The following is a 21,761-nucleotide window of genomic DNA, read 5'->3' on the forward strand; positions in this document are numbered from 1 at the left end:
TAGCACGCATCTGTCACTGCTTTCTTTCATATGTAAAATGTAGCCCTTACCTTTACCGCACTTATGAAAACGTGGCTTAAACGTTTAGGGGTTGCCGGATTTTTGTTCTTTTTAATTAAGGGATTAATTTGGCTGGCTATCTTTTTCTTTGGATTTAAAGCTTGCAACAAAGAGCAAACAAAAAAGACCGGGAAACTTTCCCGGCCTGCTTCTGATGTAATTACTTCTTATAGCGCTCGCGTATAGCTTTAAATTCAGAGCCCGCCTTCCACTTTGGCCATAATGTTGTAGAGTAAGCCATTTTTTTTCCCACAGCGTATAAAAGCTCCAGGTCTTGTATCGTTCCGCTTACATCCCACTCGGCTGTAACCTCATCAGATGGTTTATGGTAAGTTGTAGCCGTATAATTCTCATGCATCTTTAGGCCTGCTTGGCGGCCTTTGCCTATCAAATCAACACCGCTTTCGGTGTACAGGGCCGGTATACCCACCTTTGCAAAATTAAAATGGTCTGACCGAAAGTACATGCCCTTGGCGGGATCAGCTTCAGGTGCAACGTACCTGCCTTGTCTGGCAGCTTCCGTTTTTAAATAATCTTCCAGTTCTGACTGTCCGTATCCAACTAACCCTATGTCTTTGGTTTTTCCGTAAGGATAAAACATGTCCATATTAATATCGGCCACAGTTTTCTCTTTCGGGAATACCGGGTTTTCGGCATACCAAGCTGAGCCCCATAAACCCTGCTCCTCTGCAGTTACTGATAGAAACACAATGTTGCGAGCAGGCTCTTCTTTATTTTGTTTAAACACGCGGGCAAGTTCAAGCAGTGCTGCTGTACCGCTTGCATTATCAACTGCTCCGTTGTATATACTGTCGCCTTTTGCATCAGGCTTACTTATTCCAAAATGATCCCAGTGCGCCGAGTAAATAATGCATTCATCGGCTTTTTGCTTGCCTGTAATTTTTGCTATAACGTTGTGTGATTTTTTATAAGTAGCTGTTACGCTTAAGCCTGTACTCAACTTAAGAGGAAATGGCCTTGCTTTAAAATCCTTGTTTAGGGCACTTGCCAATAATGTTTTGTAATTGGTATTTGAGGCTTGCAGCAAGCGCTCAGTAGCAGGCAGGGTTAACCAACCTTCAATGGCGCATTTATAAATTTCCTTTGCGCGGCTATCAAGATATAGCTTAGTAGTTTTCCAACTGTTTTGTACTACGCTAAAGCCATACGCGGCGGGGGCAGTATCATGAATAATTAAACAACCTTTCGCACCATGACGAGCGGCCTCATCATACTTATATGTCCACCGGCCGTAATAAGTCATGGTTTTGCCCTTAAATTGCCTGGCATCATAATACCCGGGGTCGTTAACCAGCACTACAACTACTTTACCCTTCACGTCTAACCCGGCATAGTCATCATGCTTAAACTCTGGTGCGGTTATGCCAAAGCCGGCAAATACCACATCTTCATTTTTCAACTCGATGTCAGGATCTGTACGGCGGGTCCATAAAACATAGTCCTTCAGCCCGTCCAGCTTAATTGGCGTTGAAGAAGTGTTTATGCTCATGCTCATTTGCGGATTGCAACTTATAGCTACCATAGGCACCTCCTGTACAAAACTTTTTTTGTTTCCGGGTTCTAACCCCAAGGCTTTAAACTCTCGCTCAAGGTACTGTATTGTCTTGGTTTCACCGGCAGAGAACGGCATACGGCCCATCAAGTCGTCAGACGCAATAGCCTTTACATAAGCAGTATAACTTTCGGCACTGAAGCCTTGAAATTTTTGTTGGGCAGATGCCGATAATACGGCGCTAACAGCCAAACAGCCCGATAAGCGTGCAATTTTTTTGAGGAGCATAAAATAGATAAGCGTTAATAGTTAACCTAAAATACAAAACAGAAGCTTATTAACTATTTAGAATTGGCTTTCAGCATTACTCGTCCTTTTTTTGTGAGTGCAAAGCCAGGAGCTTTTGTCTTTTCATCTTCTGCAGGTGCAATAAGGTTGTAGCCCCTTAAGCTTTGTAAATCTTCTTTACTTATTCCTGCCGGCTTACCGGTATCTGCAATGGTTTTAAGTGTAGCAATAACCTGTTCATGTGTCATACGGCAAAATTAGGCATTTGCACAATAACACTTCTTATACAAATTACGATGATCACACCACAGGCATGATCATCGTAAAAAAAATCTATTTGCTTAGATAGCTATGCAAATCATTCAATGCCTTGTCCCACCCTTCCTGGTGCGGATTAATTGATTCTTCGTTTTCAAAGTTCTCTTGAGTAACTTTAATTTCGCTACCCTCGCCTTTTGCTACAAAGATTACTGTTAATTCGTGTTCTGCTTCTTTTACCTCGCTGTTGGGTATGTTCCAGTTCCAGCTGTAAGCCAATTTTTCATTTTCTTTTACCTCCTGGTACTCGCCGGTAATTACTACTGATGTTTCGCCGTCTTTACCTTCAAATTCATATTTAAAGGTTCCGCCCTCTTTAACATCCAGTTCAACAGATTTCAGTTTGCTTCCTGATGGTTGCCACCATTCTTTCAAAGCCTCTGGAGTGTTCCATGCTTTGTACAATTCTCCAACGCTTACGTCAAAGCTTTTGCTTGCCTCTAATCTCAATGCTGTATTTTCCATGTGGTTAAATAATTTTCATTAAACCACATATAAAACGTCATATAGTTTCAAAAAAAACAAACCTAATGGCTCTTTTTAAGTAGTTTTGAACAATAATTACAGCCAGTTAATGGGATATTCAAGTTTAAAAAACTGCGTTACCGACCTTGAAAAACATGGTCACCTTGTACGTATAAAAGAAGAAGTAGACCCGTATTTGCAAATGGCAGCTATTCATTTGCGCGTATATGAAAATGAAGGTCCGGCTATACTTTTCGAAAATGTAAAAGGCAGTAAATTTCCGGCATTAAGTAACTTATTTGGCACGCTTAACCGCTCAAAGTTTATTTTTCGTGATACACTGGATAAGGTTAAAACACTGGTTGATATTAAAACAGACCCTGTAAAGGCAATTAAGCGCCCATTCAGTTATGCCAATGTAGCCATGACTGCGCTATCTGCTCTCCCCATGAAAGTTGGCAAAGGTACACCTGTCAATTTCGGCCAAACACAAATAACTGAGTTGCCGCAAATTGTAAACTGGCCTATGGATGGAGGCCCCTTTGTCACCATGCCGCAGGTATATACCGAAGATGCTGACAAACCGGGCATTATGAGCGCCAACTTAGGTATGTACCGTATACAATTAGCCGGTAACGATTATATAACTGATAAAGAAATTGGACTGCACTACCAGTTACACCGTGGTATTGGCGTGCACCAGACCAAAGCTAACGCTAAGGGCCAGCCCCTTAAAGTAAGCATATTTGTAGGCGGGCCGCCATCGCACCCTGTGGCAGCGGTAATGCCCCTGCCCGAGGGGCTTTCAGAAATGACTTTTGCCGGCGCTTTGGGTAACCGCAGGTTCCGGTATTTTTATGATGCTGAAGGTTTTTGCATTTCGGCCGATGCCGATTTTGTGATAACCGGTACTGTTATGCCTCACGAAAATAAACCCGAAGGCCCCTTTGGTGATCACCTGGGATACTATAGCCTGGTTCACCCTTTTCCGTTAATGAAGGTGCACAAGGTATATCATCGTAAAGATGCTATTTGGTCGTTCACCGTAGTTGGCCGCCCGCCCCAGGAAGACACCAGCTTTGGAGCTTTAATACATGAAATAACCGGCTCGGCGTTGCCGTCGGAAATTCCTGGTTTGCATGCAGTAAACGCCGTGGATGCTGCCGGTGTGCACCCTTTATTATTTGCTATAGGCAGTGAGCGGTACACGCCTTATTTAAAAGAGCGCCGCCCGCAGGAAATATTGACCATTGCCAACCATATACTGGGTAAAAATCAATTGAGTTTGGCTAAATATCTTTTCATTGCCGCTAAAGAGGATGATCCGTCGTTAAACATTCATAACATAGGGGGTTTTCTCAAACATACACTAGAACGAGTTGACCTTACACGCGACTTGCATTTTTACACCAAAACTACCATTGATACGCTTGATTACAGTGGCAGCGGTTTAAACAGCGGCAGCAAGGTAGCTATTGCAGTAGCCGGAGAAAAAAAGCGCGAGTTATGGGCAGAACTTCCTCCCGGTTTCAGCCTTCCACGTCCGTTTAACGTATTTAAGCTAGCAATGCCGGGCGTGCTGGCTATTGAGGTGCCAAAGTTTATACATGAAGATGATATTGCCGGTGCAATTGAAATAATGAACAGCTATGTGAAAGACACGGATCTGAGCGGCCTGCCGCTTATGGTGCTATGTGACGATGCCGGCTTTACCGCACAAACCATCAATAATCTGGTATGGGTAACGTTTACACGCAGCAATCCATCGCATGATATTTATGGTATTGACAGTTTTACAGAGCACAAGCACTGGGGCTGCCGTGGCTCAATGATCATCAACGCCCGTATAAAACCCCATCATGCTCCTGAACTCATTAAAAATCCTGCGGTTGAAAGAACTGTAGATGCCTTAGGTGCTAAAGGTGGCAGTTTGCACGGAATTATTTAAACGCAATATTGCGCATCGGCTACGAAATATAATAAATAAAGAAGGCACTCCCTTGCGGAGTGCCTGATTAGCTTTTCAGCTTCTCTAATTTTATTGATCGCAGGGCTAAGGTAGCTGACTGCCGCTTAGCCTGTATGCGTATTTATACCTGAATAATTTTTCGGGTGAAACTACGGAGCAAAATAAAAGCGGCCCGTTTTGAGCCGCTTAAAATTTATTTGAGATATATTAATTATCGTCTTTTTTCTCTGTCACTATAACAAAAACGTCTTCGTCGGCCTTTTTCATCAAATACTTTTCGCGGGCAAACTTTTCGAGTTTTTTTGGGTCGGAGGTTAACTCATCAAGCTCTTTGGCTACCTCCGCTGTTTCCTTTGTATAAAAGTCGCGCTCCTGCTCAAGCTTGGTTAACTGCTGCCGGTGTTCATACTGGGTGTACAAATCGTTTTTATCAAAAAACAACATCCAAACTACAAACGCCACGGTTACTAAGAAGTATTTATTTTTAATGAGGTCGATTACACGCTTCATATCAGGGATGGGCTTGAAAGTCATTATAAATGTAAACCGAATATTTTAAGTTACAAATACTTACAATTAATTTTTTGCCGCAGGCTTACCCTTTCCTGAGCTATTGCGATTGTTGCCAAACCTGCGTTTACCGTTACGGTGACCACCACCCTGACGGTTTCCACCTCCGCCTTGTTGTGCAGGTTTTCCTTTCATTTCTTCGCGTATGCGCTCCACTGTACTCAACTGCTTCATTGGGTAAGGGTGCTCCTCGTTAACCGGAATGTTTTTAGCTATGAGTTTGTGAATGTCTTTCAAAAACTCCTTTTCTTCGTGGTCACAAAAAGATAGTGCTATGCCACTTGCACCCGCCCGGCCTGTACGGCCTATGCGGTGTACATAGGTTTCGGGAACGTTAGGCAACTCATAGTTAATAACATGAGTAAGCGCTTCAACATCTATACCACGTGCAGCAATATCAGTAGCCACTAATACACGTGTTGTACCTGCTTTAAAGTTACTCAAAGCACGCTGACGGGCATTTTGCGATTTGTTTCCGTGGATAGCCTCGGCGGTAATATTAGCTCTAACCAAATCTTTAACCACTTTATCGGCACCGTGCTTGGTACGGGTAAACACCAACACGCTTTGAATAGCCTTGTCTTGTAGTATATGGTTAAGCAATGCTCTCTTATCACCTTTCTCCACGAAGAAAATTTCCTGTTCTATGGTGTCGGCAGTAGATGATACCGGTGTAACTTCAACCTTTTCGGGCTTATGTAATATGGTATCGGCAAGTTGCTGAATTTCTTTTGGCATGGTGGCCGAAAAAAACAAAGTTTGGCGTCTTGAAGGAACCTTGGCTATAATCTTTTTTACATCATGCACAAAGCCCATATCCAGCATACGGTCGGCTTCATCCAAAATAAGGAACTTAATATGATCAAGACTTATAAAACGCTGGTTTACCAAATCGAGCAAACGGCCTGGTGTTGCCACCAAAATATCAACACCTCGCTTTAAAGCATCGGTTTGAGGGTTTTGTGAAACACCACCAAAAATAACCAAATGTTTTAACCCTGTATGACGCCCGTATGCCGCCAAGCTCTCATCAATTTGAATAGCCAGTTCGCGCGTTGGTGTTAAAATGAGTGCTTTAATGGTTTTTTGCTCTTTGTGCTGGGTACGATCCTGATAAAGCAATTGCAGCAATGGAATAGAAAAAGCTGCTGTTTTACCGGTACCGGTTTGGGCGCAACCTAAAAGGTCTTTACGTTGCAGTACAATTGGGATAGCTTGTTGCTGTATAGGGGTTGGTTGAACGTATCCTTCAGTTTTTAATGCCTTAAGGATAGGATCAATTAATTTTAAATCTTCAAATAACATGTAAAATGTATAACGTATATATAAAGCTGTACAGGCAGTACAGAATCATGATGAGTTTGGGCAATCCAGTTTTATAACTATCTGGAATGAAATGCAAAGATACGTTTTATTTATATGCAATGAAAGAGGCTTAAGAGACAAGAACTAACGGCTGAAAGCCAACAAAAAAAGCCGGAAAACAAGATAAATCATTACCTATGCTTCCCGGCTATTGTAGCTAGTTTTAATGTAAAACTTGGCTTTTCTTCTTTGCTCTATGCTTCGCCTCCAAAGGCCGGCGATTACTCAAATTTATATACGCTACCCATTTTGTTGCTGTCGCTGGCATCAACTTTAAGGTCGGTAATTTTACCTGTATCAAGGGCATAAACCCAGCCATGTATATTCAGCTCCTGGCCATTAGCCCAGGCACCTTGTACAATGGTAGTTTTGCAAAGATTATTAACTCCCTCTATAACGTTTAATTCAACCATGCGGTTAAATTTCTGCTTTTCATCAGTTATAGTTTCCAGTTCGGCCAGGTGCTTTTGATAAACATCTTTAATGGTACGCAACCAGTTATCAATCAAACCAAATTGCTTATTGCCCATAGCTGCCTGTACACCGCCGCAACCATAATGGCCTACCACAATTACGTGTTTTACCTTAAGTACGTTAACTGCATAATCCAGTACCGATAACAAGTTAAGATCGGTATGTACAACAACGTTGGCAATATTGCGGTGTACAAATATCTCGCCCGGATTGGTGCGGGTAATTCTATCGGCAGGTACCCTGCTGTCTGCACAACCTATCCACAAAACCGGCGGCTTTTGCCCGTTTGCCAGTTTCTCAAAAAACTGCGGATCTTCCTGAAGTGCTTCTTCAATAAACTTTTGGTTGCCTTCCAGCAAGCTCTCGTAAGTGATGTGGCTGGTATCGTGTATTGCCAAATTGCCTTGTGCCATAGTAAATGCTTTCTATTAAAATTTGGTTAAAATAACAAAAGATATCGCAAGCATACAAACCACACTAATTCTTAAAATGTTTGCCGCGTACCTGCTTTATAGTAAAGCTCGGCCAAAGTTTTTTGATAAGCCGCTATCATACTTTCGAGCTTTATGCGCATATCAATCAATTTAGTTTCGCGGCTATTGATCAGGAACAGCGTGCTTTCACCCAGGTCGAACTTCGTGGTTTCACCTTTAAGCAAGGCCGTTTGATTGCGGATGCTTTGTATTTGTACCGCTAATTGCGCCTCATATGCTTTCAGGCTGTTGTAAGAAGCCACCACATTGTTCCGGATTTCTCGTCCTGACTGTTGCAAATCATAATCAAGCTCTTGTTGCTTAATTCTTACTTCGCGTAGCTTTCCGCGCTCGGCACGTAAAAACAATGGAAATGAAAACTCAAGACCTATTTTATGGTTAGCCCACCCAAAATCATAGTAATCGGGTACATAACTGTTCCACGACCGTCTGCTTGAAATAAGGGTTCCGCTGATGTTAATTTTAGGCTTGAGCATTTCCTGCCTGTACAAACGCTCAACTGCCAGCTGTCCTCCCTTAGCACGCAGTTTAACAAGTTCAGGGTGCTGATCGGCAGCACGGCTTACCAGAGTATCAAGTACCAATTTGTTTACCTGCTGAACGTTACCATCCAATAACTCCGGCACAGCATCTTCGGGCAGTTCCATAGGGTTACCTTCGTTGTTCCATAAGTGGTTTGAAAGTATAAGCCTCGCGTTAGCCAGTTCAATTTTGTTTTTTTCAAATTGTATTATACGCTCCTGAACGGTAACATAGGCTTCAACTGAATCAATAGGTGCTTTATCGCCCAGCTGGGTTTGATTACTTACCGCCTTGAACCTGGTTTGAGCCAAATCAACACCTTCTTGTGTAAGCCTTAATTGTTTGTAAGCGTAGTACCATTCCCAGTAGTCTTTAGCTATTTCATACCAGGTTGTGTTTATTTGCTTCACACGCTCGGCCTCTGCATACCTCAACATTATTTTTGCCTGCCTTAACGTACTACGGCGGGCATCAATAATTAAACCAGCACCTAATGGAATTGACAAACCTACACCTGATAAGCCTGATAAGCTTGTACGAGTTTCGGGGTTGGTGTACGTACCGGCGTTACGGTCATAACCAACTTTTAAATCGGCACCTGCCAGCCATAAAGGCACTTTAAGCTCATTGGTCCAGTAATTATAATAATCAGTATTACCAAATGCCTTACGGTTAAAGTTGGCTTTTAAGGTTGGGTCAAAGTAACCTAATGACTGCAAAACATTAGCTCTTGCAGCATCAGTTAAAAGCGAAGCCTGTTTTATAATAGGATGGTACCTGAAAGCCATTACCTGCAAATCCTCCAGAGAAAAAACCTTTCCCGTATCGGCAGGCCGCTTGTTTTGAGCCGATGCTGCGGTTACGCACAGCAACAACATCCAAAACAAGCTTTTTATATGACAACTAATTTTCTGTTTCTTCATATATATTTTATCCTGTCTCGGCTACCAACTATTTTTTGTCCTTATCTTTTTCTTTCTCGTCCTTAGGTTCTTTCTCAAGGCTTGGCGGGAAACCGTTTAACTGGCGCCATATCTCGTACCATACCGGTACCGACCTTAAAATTACACGGGCATACACACCCGAACCCTGCCTAAGCTGTTCTGGCCACGATTCATCGTTTTTAGGAACCGGTAGTTGTTGTTTTACCAATAAACGGTATTTACCACCTGTGCTGCTAACCTTATCAATTGAAAACACCTTACCGGCAAACGTACCAACCGCTACCGATGGCCAGCCCGAGAACTGTATTGAAGGCCAGCCTTCAAACTGAAGCCTCACATCACTAGTATCCAATATAAGTGGAACATCCATAGCGCTAACGTAAATTTCGGCTGCAACCTGCGGATTTTTTGGCTGTAACGTGGCTACAGATTCTCCCTCTTTAATGTTTTCGCCAATACCGGCTTTCATGGTTTTAACCACAAATCCGTCTTGCGGGGCGCGTACTACATATAAGTTACGACGTATAGAGATATTAGCAATATCATTACGAAGTTTTGCAATATCACCCTGCACACCTGCACGGCCCGATAATGCCGAACCCAAATCAGAAAGCGCTTTAGCGTAGGTCTCCTGGTACTTGGCCTTAATATTATCCAAATCAATGCGTGCGTTAAGCAGGTTTTGCTTCGAATTATTTAGCTTGTTTTCCTGGCTTATTACTTTTGCACGGTCTTCCTGTAACTTTAAGCGACGCGTTTCAATATCAGTAAGTGAAAACAAACCATTTTTATAGCCCTGCTCGTAACGTTCTAATCGTGCTTTACTAGTGTTAAAAAAGTTTTGTACAGCTACTAAATCAGCCTGATCGATGTCAACATAATTTTGAGCCTGCTTAACCTTATTTTCGGCAGCCTGTAATTGAAAGCGCAAACCTTTGTTAAGCGCTTCAATTTGCGCGCGGGTAGCTCTTATTTTTTGCAGGTTGGCAGTATCACTGCCTCGTTTTGCATTAAGCTGCTCATTGAGACGCTGTGGCAATTCAGGGTCGAAGTATGATTGGCTGGTTTCGGATATTACCAGTATGGTGTCTCCTCTCTTTACTTCCTGGCCTTCACTTACAGCCCAGCGTTCAATACGTCCGCCAATTTGATTTTGTACGGTTTGAGGCCTGTCTTGCGGGCGTAGTGCTGTTACAGTACCGCGACCGGGTATGGTTTGCCGCCAAGGTAAAAGCAAAATAATGATAAATAAAAACAGTAATATAAGCAGTATACGGCCAAGCAAACGCGCGCCTTTTGCCGGCAGCACCTTTTCACATGATCTTACCGAAAGTTCCTGCCAATTATGTATTTGTTCTACGTAACTTGGATTTTTATGCATGATGATGCCCCTCCTCGTCAAGTTCAAGATCGGTTACAACGGCAAGTTTTTCAGCGCCTGTAGCCATATCAAATAAGGTATTCATGTTGGTCATTAATTTTTCAATAGCATAGCTGATTTGTACAATAATTACTTCAGCAGCTACAAACTGGCCAAAAGACATTGCGCGGGTAACTACAAAGTATGAACCCAATAACAGCAGTCCACCCATTAGAATTGTACGGATGACAACTGCACTGGCAAAAAATCTTTTTAAAATGGTAAAGTGCTCATTACGGGCCTGCAGGTATTCTGCCGTAATTTCATCAGTACGCTCAACTACCTGCTCACGCTTGGTGGTATCGTTACGGTAAGGTTCCAAATCGGCAGCTACCTCTTCAAGGTAAGCCACTAACTCGTATTTATGGTGCGATTCTTCAATGCTGGTATTTACACCTGGCTTAAAGTATAGTGCAAGCATTATTACTATAAACAGAATCACCAATATGCCGAAGGCAATAAAAAACGGGTGATAGAATGACAGCAGAATAGCGCTGAAAAATATCTGTACCGCAGCGGCAACAATATCAACCAATAGTTTGGTAAGCCCTTTTTGAATGGTGAGTATATCAAAGAACCGGTTAACCAGTTCGGGCGGGTTTTCGTCCTCTAACGCCTGACGCTTTATGCGCGGCAGTCTGAATGCAAATTCTAAGGCTGTTTTGGCAAAAATTTTCTGCTCTACAACCTCTACAAGCGAAAGCTGGCCAATAAGCAGTAAACCACCCATAACAATACCTAACAGTATTACGGCAATAAGTATATAGGTTGAACTATACATAGCACCGTTTGATAACAGGTTGAAAACTGCTGTTGTACCCAATGGTAGAGTAAGGCCAATTAAACCTATAAGTACGGCATAAATAAAGATGTAATTAATGGTAGACCGCTCGTAGTGCAAAATGCGCATGAGCCTTTGCCAGGGTGTAAGAAGTTCTTTATGATGATGTTTTTTCATTATTCTTTACGTATATCAATAGTATATAGGTGGATGCTTGCAGGTTTTTAATTGGCCGGCACAAATGCATCCGGCAATAAATACTGCATATTTAAATGCTACCTCTCCCTTTAAGAGATTGCATTTGGTACACAAAGGCTTATAATTTTTGCAATGAGAAACATAGCCTGCGGGCATTATGTTTCATGTTAATTAATTCAATGCTAATGTTTTATTGGTAACGGCAATGATTTATGCGCACGTACATACATCAAAATGCATGGGGTAGTTTAATAACTTACCTTTTTACGTATCACAGCGTACAGTTAACTGTTTAAAGCTACCGCAACAAAAGATGTGTTAAATAAGCCCGGAGTTTGGTGGCGGGGTTAACACAGATGGGTGATGGCCGGGCTGATAAATGGAATGGCCGTAATCTAACCGCTTCTGGGTTTCTATAGTAACGGGTTCATGCACATAGTGAGAAAACCATTGCATGTCCTCATCAAAAAACTTTTTTTCCTTCGCCGATTCTTTTTCAGGCGACTCTTTTTCGTTTTTGGTTTCCTCTTCAAGCTGCATAATTACAGCATTGACGGTTTTATTATTGAGAGACAGAAAGGCAGGAGCTACCGATATGATCATCTTTGCAACAAAGATCATCATAAACAGCAGACATATTGCTATCTTACCAATTCCGTTTTTCATATTTTTTGCAAAAGTATACTTTTTTAGGACATTAAATTGTCAATTTCATACAAGTGAAATTTCTTAATGTTTTTTAATAATTTAAAATGCCATTACATATTGAACAGGTAAGACCCGAACTAACATGGCGCCTACGCCGAGAAGCCTTGTATCCAAACCTTCCGTTATACGAAATGGAACTGGAAGAAGATACCAATGGCTGGCACTTTGCGGCTTTTAATAACGATGCTTTAGTAGGTGTAGTATCATTGTTTCAGCATTGTTGCAATTTTCAATTTCGCAAACTGGCCGTTGCAGTAAATTATCAGCACCAAGGCGTAGGCTCGGCCTTATTACAGTATATCACCAACTTTGCCATCAATGAAAATGGTGCACGCCTATGGTGCAACGCTTGTAAAAATGCTGTACCGTTTTATACAAAGGCGAATTTTACTGCATCAGGAGAAACATTCAGCAAAAATGGTATTGATTACCTTATTATGGAAAAACCACTTTGAAAACGGAAGACCGGCTTGTATTGCACAACCCGGTCTTTCTAAACTATTAACTCCTGAAAATTTTACTCGCCACAAAACAACAGTTTGCCTGTTAATTCATCATTAATACATTAATAAGTTTAGTAACTCTATTCGTTTCATCACAAGCTGTCAAAACAAATTCATTCAAATGCCCTTAAATTGGCACGGAATTGAATTTTTATATATTTGCTAACCCCATCAAAAAATTTTGCATATAAATTATGGCCGAAAATATAAATGAAGAAAAACCACAACACACTCCTGTGGTAACTGAAGAATCTCTTACGTTTCTTGAAAAATATATCAATAATCCATCTCCTACCGGGTTTGAATGGATGGGACAAAAGATGTGGTTAGAATACCTGCAACCTTATATTGATACACATTACGTTGACAATTACGGTACAGCGGTAGGCATCATCAATCCTAAAGCAGAATTTAAGGTTGTAATTGAGGCGCATGCCGACGAGATATCATGGTTTGTAAACTACATTACCAGCGACGGACTAATATACGTTATACGCAACGGCGGTTCAGATCATCAAATAGCTCCGTCAAAACGTGTAAACATCCATACTGATAAAGGCGTAGTAAAAGCAGTATTTGGCTGGCCGGCCATTCATACGCGTCACGGTGGCGAAAAAGAGGAAGCTCCAACCCTTAAAAACATCTTCCTTGATTGCGGATGCACCAGCAAAGAAGAGGTTGAAGCAATGGGTATACACGTTGGTTGTGTAATTACTTATGAAGACGAGTTTATGGTTTTAAACAACCGTTACTATGTTGGCCGCGCACTTGATAACCGTGTTGGTGGTTTTATGATTGCCGAAGTTGCCCGCCTACTGAAAGAAAACGGCAAACAACTGCCTTTTGGCTTGTACATTGTAAATGCCGTGCAAGAAGAAATTGGTTTACGTGGTGCCGAAATGATAGCCCACAAAATTAAACCGCACGTAGCCATCATTACCGATGTAACTCACGATACGCAAACGCCTATGATTAATAAAATTACTCAGGGCGATTTAGCTTGCGGCCGCGGTCCGGTAGTATCATATGCTCCTGCTGTTCAAAATAACTTAAATAAGCTGCTGATCGAATCGGCACAGAAAGCCAATATCCCTTTTCAACGCCAGGCGTCGTCACGTTCAACAGGTACCGATACCGACGCGTTTGCTTACTCAAACGATGGTGTTCCGTCGGCACTGATATCATTGCCGCTGCGTTATATGCACACTACTGTTGAAATGATTCATAAAGAAGACGTGGACAATGTGATACGTATGATTTATGAAACGTTATTAAATATCAAGCCCGGACAAGATTTCAGATATATTAAGTAAGCATTAAATATAATCTAAAACATATATTTTAATTAACCGTATTTATACCTTCGGGTATATATTTTTCTATATTTACATCACTATGAAACCAACCTTACTGATATTGGCCGCAGGTATGGCCAGCCGTTACGGCAGTATGAAACAAGTTGATGGTTTTGGTCCTAATGGCGAAACCATTATCGATTATTCTATATATGATGCTATAAAAGCTGGCTTTGGAAAAGTAAGCTTCATCATTCGCGAAGAGTTCCAGGATGCTTTTAAAGCCATATTTGAGCCTAAACTGGCCGGCCGCATTGAAACCGATTATGTGTTTCAAAGCTATGACCTTACCCAATTTGGTATTGATAAAACAGTTGAGCGCTCAAAACCATGGGGTACTGCCCATGCTGTATTAGCAGCACGCAACCAAATTAATGAGCCGTTTTGCGTTATCAACGCTGATGACTTTTACGGTTATGAAGCCTTTGAAAAAATGGCTCAGTTTTTAACTACCGAAGTTGCCGATGATAACTACTCATTAATGGGTTACCAAATTGATCGTACTTTATCAGATTACGGTTCGGTATCTCGCGGTGTATGTAAGGTTGAAGACGGTAAAATGGTTGAAATTAACGAGCGTACCGAAGTTTACTTTAAAGACGGCGACGTATTTTACAAAGACGCAACCGGCGAGCATGAGTTACCAAAAGACACCCGTGTATCAATGAACTTCTGGGGCTTTACTCCTGCTGTATTCAAACAAAGCGAGGAAATGTTCAAGAAATTTGTTGACGCTAATGAAAGCAACCCTAAAGCTGAGTTTTTTATTCCGCTAGTAGCCGATGAGTTAATTAAAACAGGTACTGCTGCGTTTAAAGTTATTCCAACCGGTAACAAGTGGTTTGGTGTTACTTATAAAGAAGATAAGCCAATTGTACAAGCCAGCATTAATGAACTGGTTGAAAACGGTACTTACCCAACTAATCTTTGGGAATAACAGTCTTCAAAAATTACTTTTAAATATAAAATCCCGCCCCTATATAAGGCGGGATTTTTTTGTGGCAATGTTTTTAATAAGCATTCAAAACCTGCATCCATCCGGTGCATTAATGCCCTGTGCGGTTTGTTGCAGGCTGGCTTTCCCGTTATGAATTGAAACTATCCATAAGCTGTCATAATCGTTACTTTTCCATTTAAGCTTATCCGCTTTTATACCCAGAGCAGCAATAATACTACGAATGGCATTGTGTTCCCAAACTACCAGTACGGTCCCGGTTTTATTGCTTATATTTTTGGCAAGAGCTTTAGTGTTTTCTACATCAAACTTGCTGTTAACCGTTAAATTGTATTTGGTAGCCAAGGGCCAAACGGTTTGCAGCATACGCCCGCTTTTGGTTGCCTTGCCTGTTGATGGTGATGGCACATAAACGTAGCGCGGAACTCCAAACTTCTTTACTAGTACCCCCGGTAACATCATGGCACGGTTAAAGCCTTTACATGATAAGTTATCACCATTTGCCGGCTTTTCAGCATGGCGCATAATTATGATGCGCAAATCATCACCACCCTTTTGCTCTTGCGCAAATGCCATGGAACTGGCAAAAGTGAATAGTATAATGTGTATAAATCTTGATATTGTCATATAACGCAAATTTTAAAAGGTTGGTTAAGCACCATTGTCAAAATTCATACGTCTAAACTTTTAGCCCGCCAAAAATACTTGTCATAATTACGCAGAGTACGATTAACGTAATAAATATGTACAGCTTGTCTTTTTCCAGAATGAAAGCCAGTAAAGAGAAGATGACCCTAAGTATTGGCGTGGCAATTAAAATTAAAACGCCTAGTTGAATTACCTCGGTAGCGTTTAATGCCAATGCACCTTTAAAAATACCATTGAAGGTTGTATAGCCTGCTCCTTCACCTATAAAGTTACCGTATTGTGGTACAGGGCCACTACCGTGCAGCAACAGGTACATTATGCCACCTGTCAAAGCTACCACACTAGCGGTAACAACCCCGTAACGCAATAGTTGCCCCACAACCAGTTCTACATCCTTATCGCCCCACAAGGCCGAAAATATATGTTTCATGCTTAAAAATTCTTTGATTAAAACTTGTGTTGAATACCGTTATAAATCATTTGCAGTGCTACAAATACAATGGCTACACAAAATATAATTCGCAACGTTTGCGGATTGATGCGTGCCAGTAACTTTGAGCCTGTAAAGGCACCTGCAAGTACACCCAGTATTACCGGAAAGCCTATTCCCGGATCCATATAACCGCGTTGAAGATACACTACCGCACTTGCTGCAGCTGTAACGCCTATCATGAAATTACTGGTGGTAGTACTCACCTTAAATGGTATACGCATGGCCGTATCCATAGCCAAAACCTTGAGTGCACCCGAGCCTATACCCAACAAACCCGATATTACCCCGGCAACCGTCATTATAGAAAATCCGGCGCCTATGTTCTTTAATTTGTAGTTAACCACGCCGTCTTTGGTAGGATAGCTACCATTAAGTTTAAGCAAATAAGAAAGTTTGCTACCCTCGGTTAAAGCGTCCTGGTTTTTTTTACGCAACGTCATGGCTGCCGAAAAAATGAGCACCGAGCCAAACATGATAGCAATAATGTTGACAGGCGTGTACACCGCCAGCAGCGCACCAATAACGGCACCAATGGTTGTGGCAATTTCAAGAAACATACCCAGCCTTATGTTAGTAATACCCTCTTTAACATATGCCGTTGCAGCACCTGATGACGTTGCAATGGATGCAAGCAGTGCAGCACCAATGGCATACCTTATATCAACCCCAAAAACTAAAGTTAGCAGCGGAATAACCACCACACCGCCACCCAGACCGGTAAGCGAGCCAAGCAACCCTGCCAGGTAAGATCCCAACAGCAATATCATAGTGAATGTTAGTATTGTCATATAAATTTATTTAGTAGTTATTATTGAGTATTTGTTGCATTGCCGCGCGTGCTGCTTTTTGCTTTTTAGATTTTATGGCATTGTATAATTGCTCGTGTAAGTGGTGACTCATGGCAAATTGCCCTATTCCCTGTGGTTCCCGCTTCAAAAAAAAGTCGCGTATTACGTTGGTAAAACTTTGGTAAAGGTTAAAGAGCACGCTGTTACCCGCTGCCCTGGCTATGGTGATATGAAATGCAATATCAGCATCCATACACGCTTGCCGGTCATTGCGCTCAATAGCTTCTTTACGGCTTTGCAAATGTTGGTGCATTTGCTTCAGCTGCTCCTGACTGTGGTTTTCAACGGCAAGGCTTACAATTTCCTTATCAAGCATTTGCCTTACCGCATTGATTTCATCAAAATCGGCACGGCGCAACCTACTGTCAATAGGCTCACTGTCGTCAACAGCATTTACTACCGTACCCATCCCCTGTTGTACTCGTACCACACCAGCCATCGCTAACGCCTTGATTGCTTCCCGTATGGTTGAACGCCCCACCTCGTAAAGCTTCATCAAATCAGGCTCTGCCGGTATTTTGTCACCTGGCTTGTATTTACCTTTTTCAATATCATTTTTTATTAACCGGCTAATGCGGTCGCTGAGTTTAATACGGGCGTCCATGAGTTCCAATAACAAACATAAACATATGATGTTTTTATTAAACATCATATGTTTGTGTTGATTTGTTTCATTCTACTGACTTAGCAAATTGACATTATTACTTTTTAATTAATTTAATTTTGCCTTTTAAAACATTGTTTTATATTCGGGAAATAGCTATCACATGATCAGTACACGAATTGCGCTCCTTAATTTGAGCTTATCTTTATTTGCAGCTTTAAGCATCACGTCTTGTTCAAAAACTAAGGTCACTGAACCGCAACAGGAAGAGTTTGTACAGCACTTTAAGGCAAATATTGCTGGCAAAGAGGTTTCAATCGAAAACACCCGGGATAGAAACCGGACTCAATTAACCGGCCAGTGGACGGGCTTAGGTAATGGCGATGGCACGGAAAGAGAAATATACACGGTTGACGTTATCCTCCCGGCGGATATATCACCAATTGCGGCACAGGCACGACTTCGCGTTCAAGTTGAAAATGTAAAAAAGGGAAAATTTCTGATAACCGGCGAAAATAAAGACTTTCCTCCTTACAAGTCTTTAATCTCATTACGTAACAGTAATGTATCGTACTCGGCTAACACTGCAAAAAAACCGTTTGAAGTTGAAATTACAAGATACGAGTATCCTTATGGCAGTATGGTTCCGTACGTGGGCGGAAAACTAAACGGTATATTGTATAATGATAAAAACCTGCAAGATTCCATCATCATTAAAGACGGAACATTTGAGGTTCGTTTTTAGCATTTTATAAGCAACCGCTCAATTTTCTGTTTTTATCAAACTATCACGTTCTGCTAGCTGTTCAAGTTCCGGTTAGTAGTTATATTCACCAAATATTGTAACCCTTTATGGATTTTAAAATATTAGGCCCTTCTCAAAGCGTTGTACAGCAAAACAACAAGTTAATTATTAAAACCGCCGAAGCTGAGGCACATGTTACTGTATACAGCCCGTCAATTATTAGGGTAAACATTACCCGCCAGCCAGCAGATGCTGATGAGTCGTTTGCTGTAATCAGAGAGCCTGAAAACAGCTTAGCTTACGAAGAGACAGACGCCGAGATTATCATCAAAACAACGGCACTTACCCTGCGCGTTAATAAAACGCCATTACGTTTTGCATTTTACACACCAGACGGAAAGCTACTAAGTAAAGATGATGACCGCTTTGGCACCAACTGGCAAAACAGTCGTGTAATTAACTATAGGGAGTTACAACCCGAGGAGCACTTTATTGGTTTGGGCGAAAAGGTGGGCAACCTTAACCGCCGTGCCAGTTCTTTTACCAACTGGAATACAGATGCATCTGACCATACACCTAAAACCGACCCTCTATATGAAACCTTCCCTTTCTTTATAGGCATACACAGTGAGCTTACTTACGGGTTCTTTTTAGATAACACACACAAAAGTTATTTTGATTTCGCCGCATCTTGCGATGATCAGTTTATTTGGCTTGGAGCGGATGATGGTGATTTGAATTATTATTTCTTTGGTGCGCAAACGGTAGCAGGCATTATTGATGACTATACCTGGCTAACAGGCCGCATGGAAATGCCGCCCCTATGGAGCCTGGGGTACCAGCAATGCCGCTGGAGTTACATGAGCGCGCAGGAAGTGTTAGATGTTGCAGCAAAGTTCAGAGAGCATAATGTGCCTGCCGATGTAATGTATTGCGACATTGATTACATGGAAGGCTTTAAAATTTTCACCTGGAATAACGAAACCTTTCCTAATCCAAAAGCATTCATTGATAAGCTAAAAGCAATGAATTTTAAACTGGTGACCATTGTTGACCCGGGTATTAAAGTTGAAGAAGGCTACCAGCAGTATGACGAAGGTGTTGAACGCGGCTATTTTGCCACCTACCCTAACGGTGAAAATTATATAGGTGAGGTTTGGCCCGGCCGTTGCCACTTTCCCGACTTTTTCAGAGAGGATGTACGTGAGTGGTGGGGTGCTGCCTTTACTGCTTTAATCGAACCAGGAGTTGAAGGGTTTTGGAACGATATGAACGAGCCCGCCGTTTGGAACCAGAACATGCCATGGATAGTAAAATTTGGCGACAAATTTATGCCTGAGTTACGTAACGTATATGGCATGCAAATGGCACGTGCCACTTATGACGGTACCCGTAAAATATTAGGTAACAAGAGGCCATTCGTATTAACACGTGCGGCATACTCGGGTACGCAGCGCTATTCGGCCGTGTGGACGGGTGATAATACCGCAACCGATGAGCACTTGCTTTTAGGAGCGCGGCTGGTGAATAGTTTAGGCGTAAGCGGGATGGCATTTGTAGGCGTTGATATTGGCGGCTTTAGTGGTAACCCTACCCCCGAGATGATAGTGCGTTGGAATAACTTAGGTATTTATACGCCTATGTACCGTAATCACTCTATCAAAGATTCTGAATTTAGGGAACCATGGCAATACGGTGAGGAGAACCTTAATCTTATCCGCAAATTTATTGAAGACCGTTACCGCTTACTACCATACCTTTATTCGGCCTTTTACCAAACTACACAAAGTGGCTTACCTGTATGCCGTACACTGGCTATTGAGTATACGCACGATAAGGCCGTTTACTACGAGGATTACCAAAATCAGTTTTTATTTGGCGATGGTTTATTGGTTGCACCTGTTAAAAGCACGGAATTGACAGCAAAGGTATATCTACCTTGCGGCGATTGGTACAGGCTTGGCACTGATGAAAAATACACAGGCGGACGCGAGTATGTAGTTGATGCACCGTTAAGCGATATGCCGGTATTTGCAAAAGCAGGAGCAATTGTGCCTATGCAAAATGTAACACAAAGTACACAGCATTCAGGTGATGGCACGCTAATTTTGCATGTTTGGAATAGCACAGAGGATAATGACTTTGTGTATTACGAGGATGATGGTAATACCTATGATTATGAAGCCGGAAATTATCACAAACGTTCTATAGCCTTTAGCCCAAACGAAAAGACTATAAAAATTTCGGCTGCTGAAGGCAATTATAAGTCTAAATACAATCTTCTTGAATTGGTGTTACATGGCTTTGATGATGCCATTCACTTAAACAAGCTCAACTTTAATAACGATGAAATAGTTATTGAATATTAATAGAAATAAGAAGGTGGGCAGCTAAATCTGAAAACCAGAACAGCTGCCCACCTTTTTTTAATATTTATATTTAACTCTCTTATTCAAAATTTTTTATCTGAGGGTCGGTAAAATGATTTTTGAACCATTCATCAAATAATTCATGCACTTCCAGCTCCGGGTGCTTGCTTCCATACTCGGCAAACGCTGTAGCAATATATTTTACATCTGCGGTAAGCAACTGGCTAAGCGTATCGGCATTTTGCTCGTTGATGTTATCTTTTAACTGGCCGGTTATTTTTTCCTTAATTCTTTCTTGTAATGTCATAACTTCTTTTTGATAGTAACAACAAAACATTCAAAAAGATGGACAGAACTTCGATTAAAGTATAAAACTGGTCTGTCTATGCTTTCTCCATAAAATGGAAATTCATAACGGAACTTATTTTAAAACCCAAATGCTTATAAACATTTACAGCGCGTTCATTATCATCTCTAACATGCAAAAAGGGCACATTACCAGCGGCAAGCATACGGTTAACCTGACTTAGTAACAGTTTACGTGCGTAACCTTTGCCTAAATATTGTGGATGGGTACAAACGGCGCTTATCTCAGTGAATATGCCCGGGTTAAGACGTTGACCGGCCATAGCAACCAATTTTTCATCCTCAAATATTCCTTCATAGTAACCAAATTCGATAGTACGTTGAGAAAACGGACCCGGTACAGTAAGTTGAGTAAGCTCGAGCATTTGAGGTATATGCTCATGCGTCAACGGCTCGATTATATCGTCCTCCCATTCTGCATTAACCGGCTTTTCGCAAACCATTTGATAGCCTGTTATATACTTCAGCAGTTTCCATGATGGTGGTATAACAATGTCTTCAGGAGTAAATACCACACGCGGCGTATTATCTGAAATTTGATCGTATAAATCATTTAACAATAGTCCGTCAAAATTGGCTAAACCAATAATTGGCGATACCTCTGCATCAAAATACCTTACGTCTCCATTGCCTTTAGCTAAAGCCGCGTTTCCGGTAACTAAGGCGTTCCAGGCCGGATTATATAAAACATCACTCATTTGAAGGGCAAAGCTAAAACAATAAGTTTTTAACCAAAAATTGGAACTGAATAAGTAGGTAACTCATTACCTACATTTTTAAGGCCAG

23 protein-coding genes are annotated in these 21,761 nt (G+C 41.6%); 7 read left to right on the forward strand and 16 right to left on the reverse strand.

The annotated features are described in order from the left end of the window. Positions 1–63: 63 nt before the first annotated feature. Positions 64–246, forward strand: a complete 183-nt coding sequence (locus tag GO816_RS02250; protein ID WP_157539724.1) for a hypothetical protein — start codon at positions 64–66, stop codon at positions 244–246. Here the strand turns inward: GO816_RS02250 and GO816_RS02255 are convergent. The 3 genes from GO816_RS02255 to GO816_RS02265 form a co-directional block, all read right to left on the reverse strand. Further along, on the reverse strand, positions 221–1,861 hold the full coding sequence (locus tag GO816_RS02255; RefSeq protein WP_157539725.1) for a M28 family metallopeptidase: 1,641 nt from the start codon (positions 1,859–1,861) through the stop codon (positions 221–223). The two genes, GO816_RS02250 and GO816_RS02255, sit on opposite strands and share 26 nt — an antisense overlap. Before the next feature lie 53 nt (positions 1,862–1,914). Next, positions 1,915–2,109 (reverse strand): hypothetical protein, encoded by a 195-nt coding sequence (locus GO816_RS02260; RefSeq protein ID WP_157539726.1) that lies wholly within the window; start codon positions 2,107–2,109, stop codon positions 1,915–1,917. 85 nt (positions 2,110–2,194) lie between these two features. After that, positions 2,195–2,644 carry an SRPBCC family protein gene (locus GO816_RS02265; protein ID WP_157539727.1) on the reverse strand — a complete coding sequence of 150 codons (450 nt, stop codon included), beginning with the start codon at positions 2,642–2,644 and terminating at the stop codon, positions 2,195–2,197. A gap of 109 nt (positions 2,645–2,753) precedes the next feature. On the opposite strand from GO816_RS02265, the gene GO816_RS02270 reads away from it, so the two are divergent. Next, positions 2,754–4,592: a UbiD family decarboxylase gene (locus tag GO816_RS02270; RefSeq protein ID WP_157539728.1), complete on the forward strand. Its 1,839-nt coding sequence runs from the start codon at positions 2,754–2,756 to the stop codon at positions 4,590–4,592. A gap of 228 nt (positions 4,593–4,820) precedes the next feature. Here GO816_RS02270 and GO816_RS02275 read toward each other — a convergent pair whose 3' ends face one another. From GO816_RS02275 to GO816_RS02305, 7 genes are all read right to left on the reverse strand, one after another. Further along, positions 4,821–5,147: an FtsB family cell division protein gene (locus GO816_RS02275; RefSeq protein WP_232336466.1), complete on the reverse strand. Its 327-nt coding sequence runs from the start codon at positions 5,145–5,147 to the stop codon at positions 4,821–4,823. A gap of 42 nt (positions 5,148–5,189) precedes the next feature. After that, entirely contained in the window at positions 5,190–6,488 is a 1,299-nt protein-coding gene (locus GO816_RS02280) for a DEAD/DEAH box helicase (protein WP_157539729.1), read from the reverse strand. A gap of 281 nt (positions 6,489–6,769) precedes the next feature. Next, the gene (gene can / locus GO816_RS02285) at positions 6,770–7,435 is read right to left on the reverse strand and encodes a carbonate dehydratase (protein ID WP_157539730.1); all 666 of its coding nucleotides are present in this window, start codon (positions 7,433–7,435) and stop codon (positions 6,770–6,772) included. 71 nt (positions 7,436–7,506) lie between these two features. Continuing rightward, positions 7,507–8,961 carry a TolC family protein gene (locus GO816_RS02290; protein WP_157539731.1) on the reverse strand — a complete coding sequence of 485 codons (1,455 nt, stop codon included), beginning with the start codon at positions 8,959–8,961 and terminating at the stop codon, positions 7,507–7,509. Positions 8,962–8,989: 28 nt separating this feature from the next. Continuing rightward, positions 8,990–10,363, reverse strand: coding sequence for an HlyD family secretion protein (locus tag GO816_RS02295; RefSeq protein WP_157539732.1), 1,374 nt, complete (start codon positions 10,361–10,363; stop codon positions 8,990–8,992). Then, positions 10,356–11,360: an ABC transporter transmembrane domain-containing protein gene (locus GO816_RS02300; RefSeq protein WP_157539733.1), complete on the reverse strand. Its 1,005-nt coding sequence runs from the start codon at positions 11,358–11,360 to the stop codon at positions 10,356–10,358. The genes GO816_RS02295 and GO816_RS02300 overlap by 8 nt, the downstream gene beginning before the upstream one ends. 339 nt (positions 11,361–11,699) lie before the next feature. Next, on the reverse strand, positions 11,700–12,047 hold the full coding sequence (locus GO816_RS02305; protein WP_157539734.1) for a hypothetical protein: 348 nt from the start codon (positions 12,045–12,047) through the stop codon (positions 11,700–11,702). 86 nt (positions 12,048–12,133) lie between these two features. On the opposite strand from GO816_RS02305, the gene GO816_RS02310 reads away from it, so the two are divergent. The 3 genes from GO816_RS02310 (at position 12,134) to GO816_RS02320 (ending at position 14,884) form a co-directional block, all read left to right on the forward strand. Then, the gene (locus GO816_RS02310) at positions 12,134–12,544 is read left to right on the forward strand and encodes a GNAT family N-acetyltransferase (RefSeq protein WP_157539735.1); all 411 of its coding nucleotides are present in this window, start codon (positions 12,134–12,136) and stop codon (positions 12,542–12,544) included. A gap of 242 nt (positions 12,545–12,786) precedes the next feature. Further along, positions 12,787–13,905 carry a M42 family metallopeptidase gene (locus GO816_RS02315; protein WP_157539736.1) on the forward strand — a complete coding sequence of 373 codons (1,119 nt, stop codon included), beginning with the start codon at positions 12,787–12,789 and terminating at the stop codon, positions 13,903–13,905. A gap of 82 nt (positions 13,906–13,987) precedes the next feature. After that, entirely contained in the window at positions 13,988–14,884 is an 897-nt protein-coding gene (locus GO816_RS02320) for a nucleotidyltransferase family protein (RefSeq protein WP_157539737.1), read from the forward strand. 84 nt (positions 14,885–14,968) lie between these two features. Here GO816_RS02320 and GO816_RS02325 read toward each other — a convergent pair whose 3' ends face one another. From GO816_RS02325 to GO816_RS02340, 4 genes are read right to left on the reverse strand one after another with little or no spacing between them, the layout of a single operon-like run. Beyond that, entirely contained in the window at positions 14,969–15,529 is a 561-nt protein-coding gene (locus GO816_RS02325; protein WP_198171399.1) for a histidine phosphatase family protein, read from the reverse strand. A gap of 52 nt (positions 15,530–15,581) precedes the next feature. Further along, complete coding sequence (locus tag GO816_RS02330) at positions 15,582–15,980, reverse strand: DUF1634 domain-containing protein (protein ID WP_157539738.1); 399 nt, start codon at positions 15,978–15,980, stop codon at positions 15,582–15,584. Between the two features lie 17 nt (positions 15,981–15,997). Further along, positions 15,998–16,831 (reverse strand): sulfite exporter TauE/SafE family protein, encoded by an 834-nt coding sequence (locus GO816_RS02335; protein WP_157539739.1) that lies wholly within the window; start codon positions 16,829–16,831, stop codon positions 15,998–16,000. Between the two features lie 10 nt (positions 16,832–16,841). Beyond that, the gene (locus GO816_RS02340; RefSeq protein ID WP_157539740.1) at positions 16,842–17,495 is read right to left on the reverse strand and encodes a FadR/GntR family transcriptional regulator; all 654 of its coding nucleotides are present in this window, start codon (positions 17,493–17,495) and stop codon (positions 16,842–16,844) included. Positions 17,496–17,658: 163 nt separating this feature from the next. Between GO816_RS02340 and GO816_RS02345 the strand changes: the two genes are divergently transcribed. Together GO816_RS02345 and GO816_RS02350 are read left to right on the forward strand one after the other, a co-directional pair. Next, on the forward strand, positions 17,659–18,240 hold the full coding sequence (locus tag GO816_RS02345) for a DUF5025 domain-containing protein (RefSeq protein ID WP_157539741.1): 582 nt from the start codon (positions 17,659–17,661) through the stop codon (positions 18,238–18,240). Positions 18,241–18,347: 107 nt separating this feature from the next. Beyond that, the gene (locus tag GO816_RS02350; RefSeq protein ID WP_157539742.1) at positions 18,348–20,609 is read left to right on the forward strand and encodes a glycoside hydrolase family 31 protein; all 2,262 of its coding nucleotides are present in this window, start codon (positions 18,348–18,350) and stop codon (positions 20,607–20,609) included. Between the two features lie 79 nt (positions 20,610–20,688). On the opposite strand, the gene GO816_RS02355 is transcribed toward GO816_RS02350, so the two are convergent. Beyond that, positions 20,689–20,916 carry a hypothetical protein gene (locus GO816_RS02355; protein WP_157539743.1) on the reverse strand — a complete coding sequence of 76 codons (228 nt, stop codon included), beginning with the start codon at positions 20,914–20,916 and terminating at the stop codon, positions 20,689–20,691. 76 nt (positions 20,917–20,992) lie between these two features. Next, complete coding sequence (locus tag GO816_RS02360; RefSeq protein WP_157539744.1) at positions 20,993–21,673, reverse strand: GNAT family N-acetyltransferase; 681 nt, start codon at positions 21,671–21,673, stop codon at positions 20,993–20,995. Between the last annotated feature and the right edge of the window lie 88 nt (positions 21,674–21,761).

Source organism: Mucilaginibacter aquatilis (assembly GCF_009755275.1).
In the GTDB taxonomy this organism is placed as follows: domain Bacteria; phylum Bacteroidota; class Bacteroidia; order Sphingobacteriales; family Sphingobacteriaceae; genus Mucilaginibacter; species Mucilaginibacter aquatilis.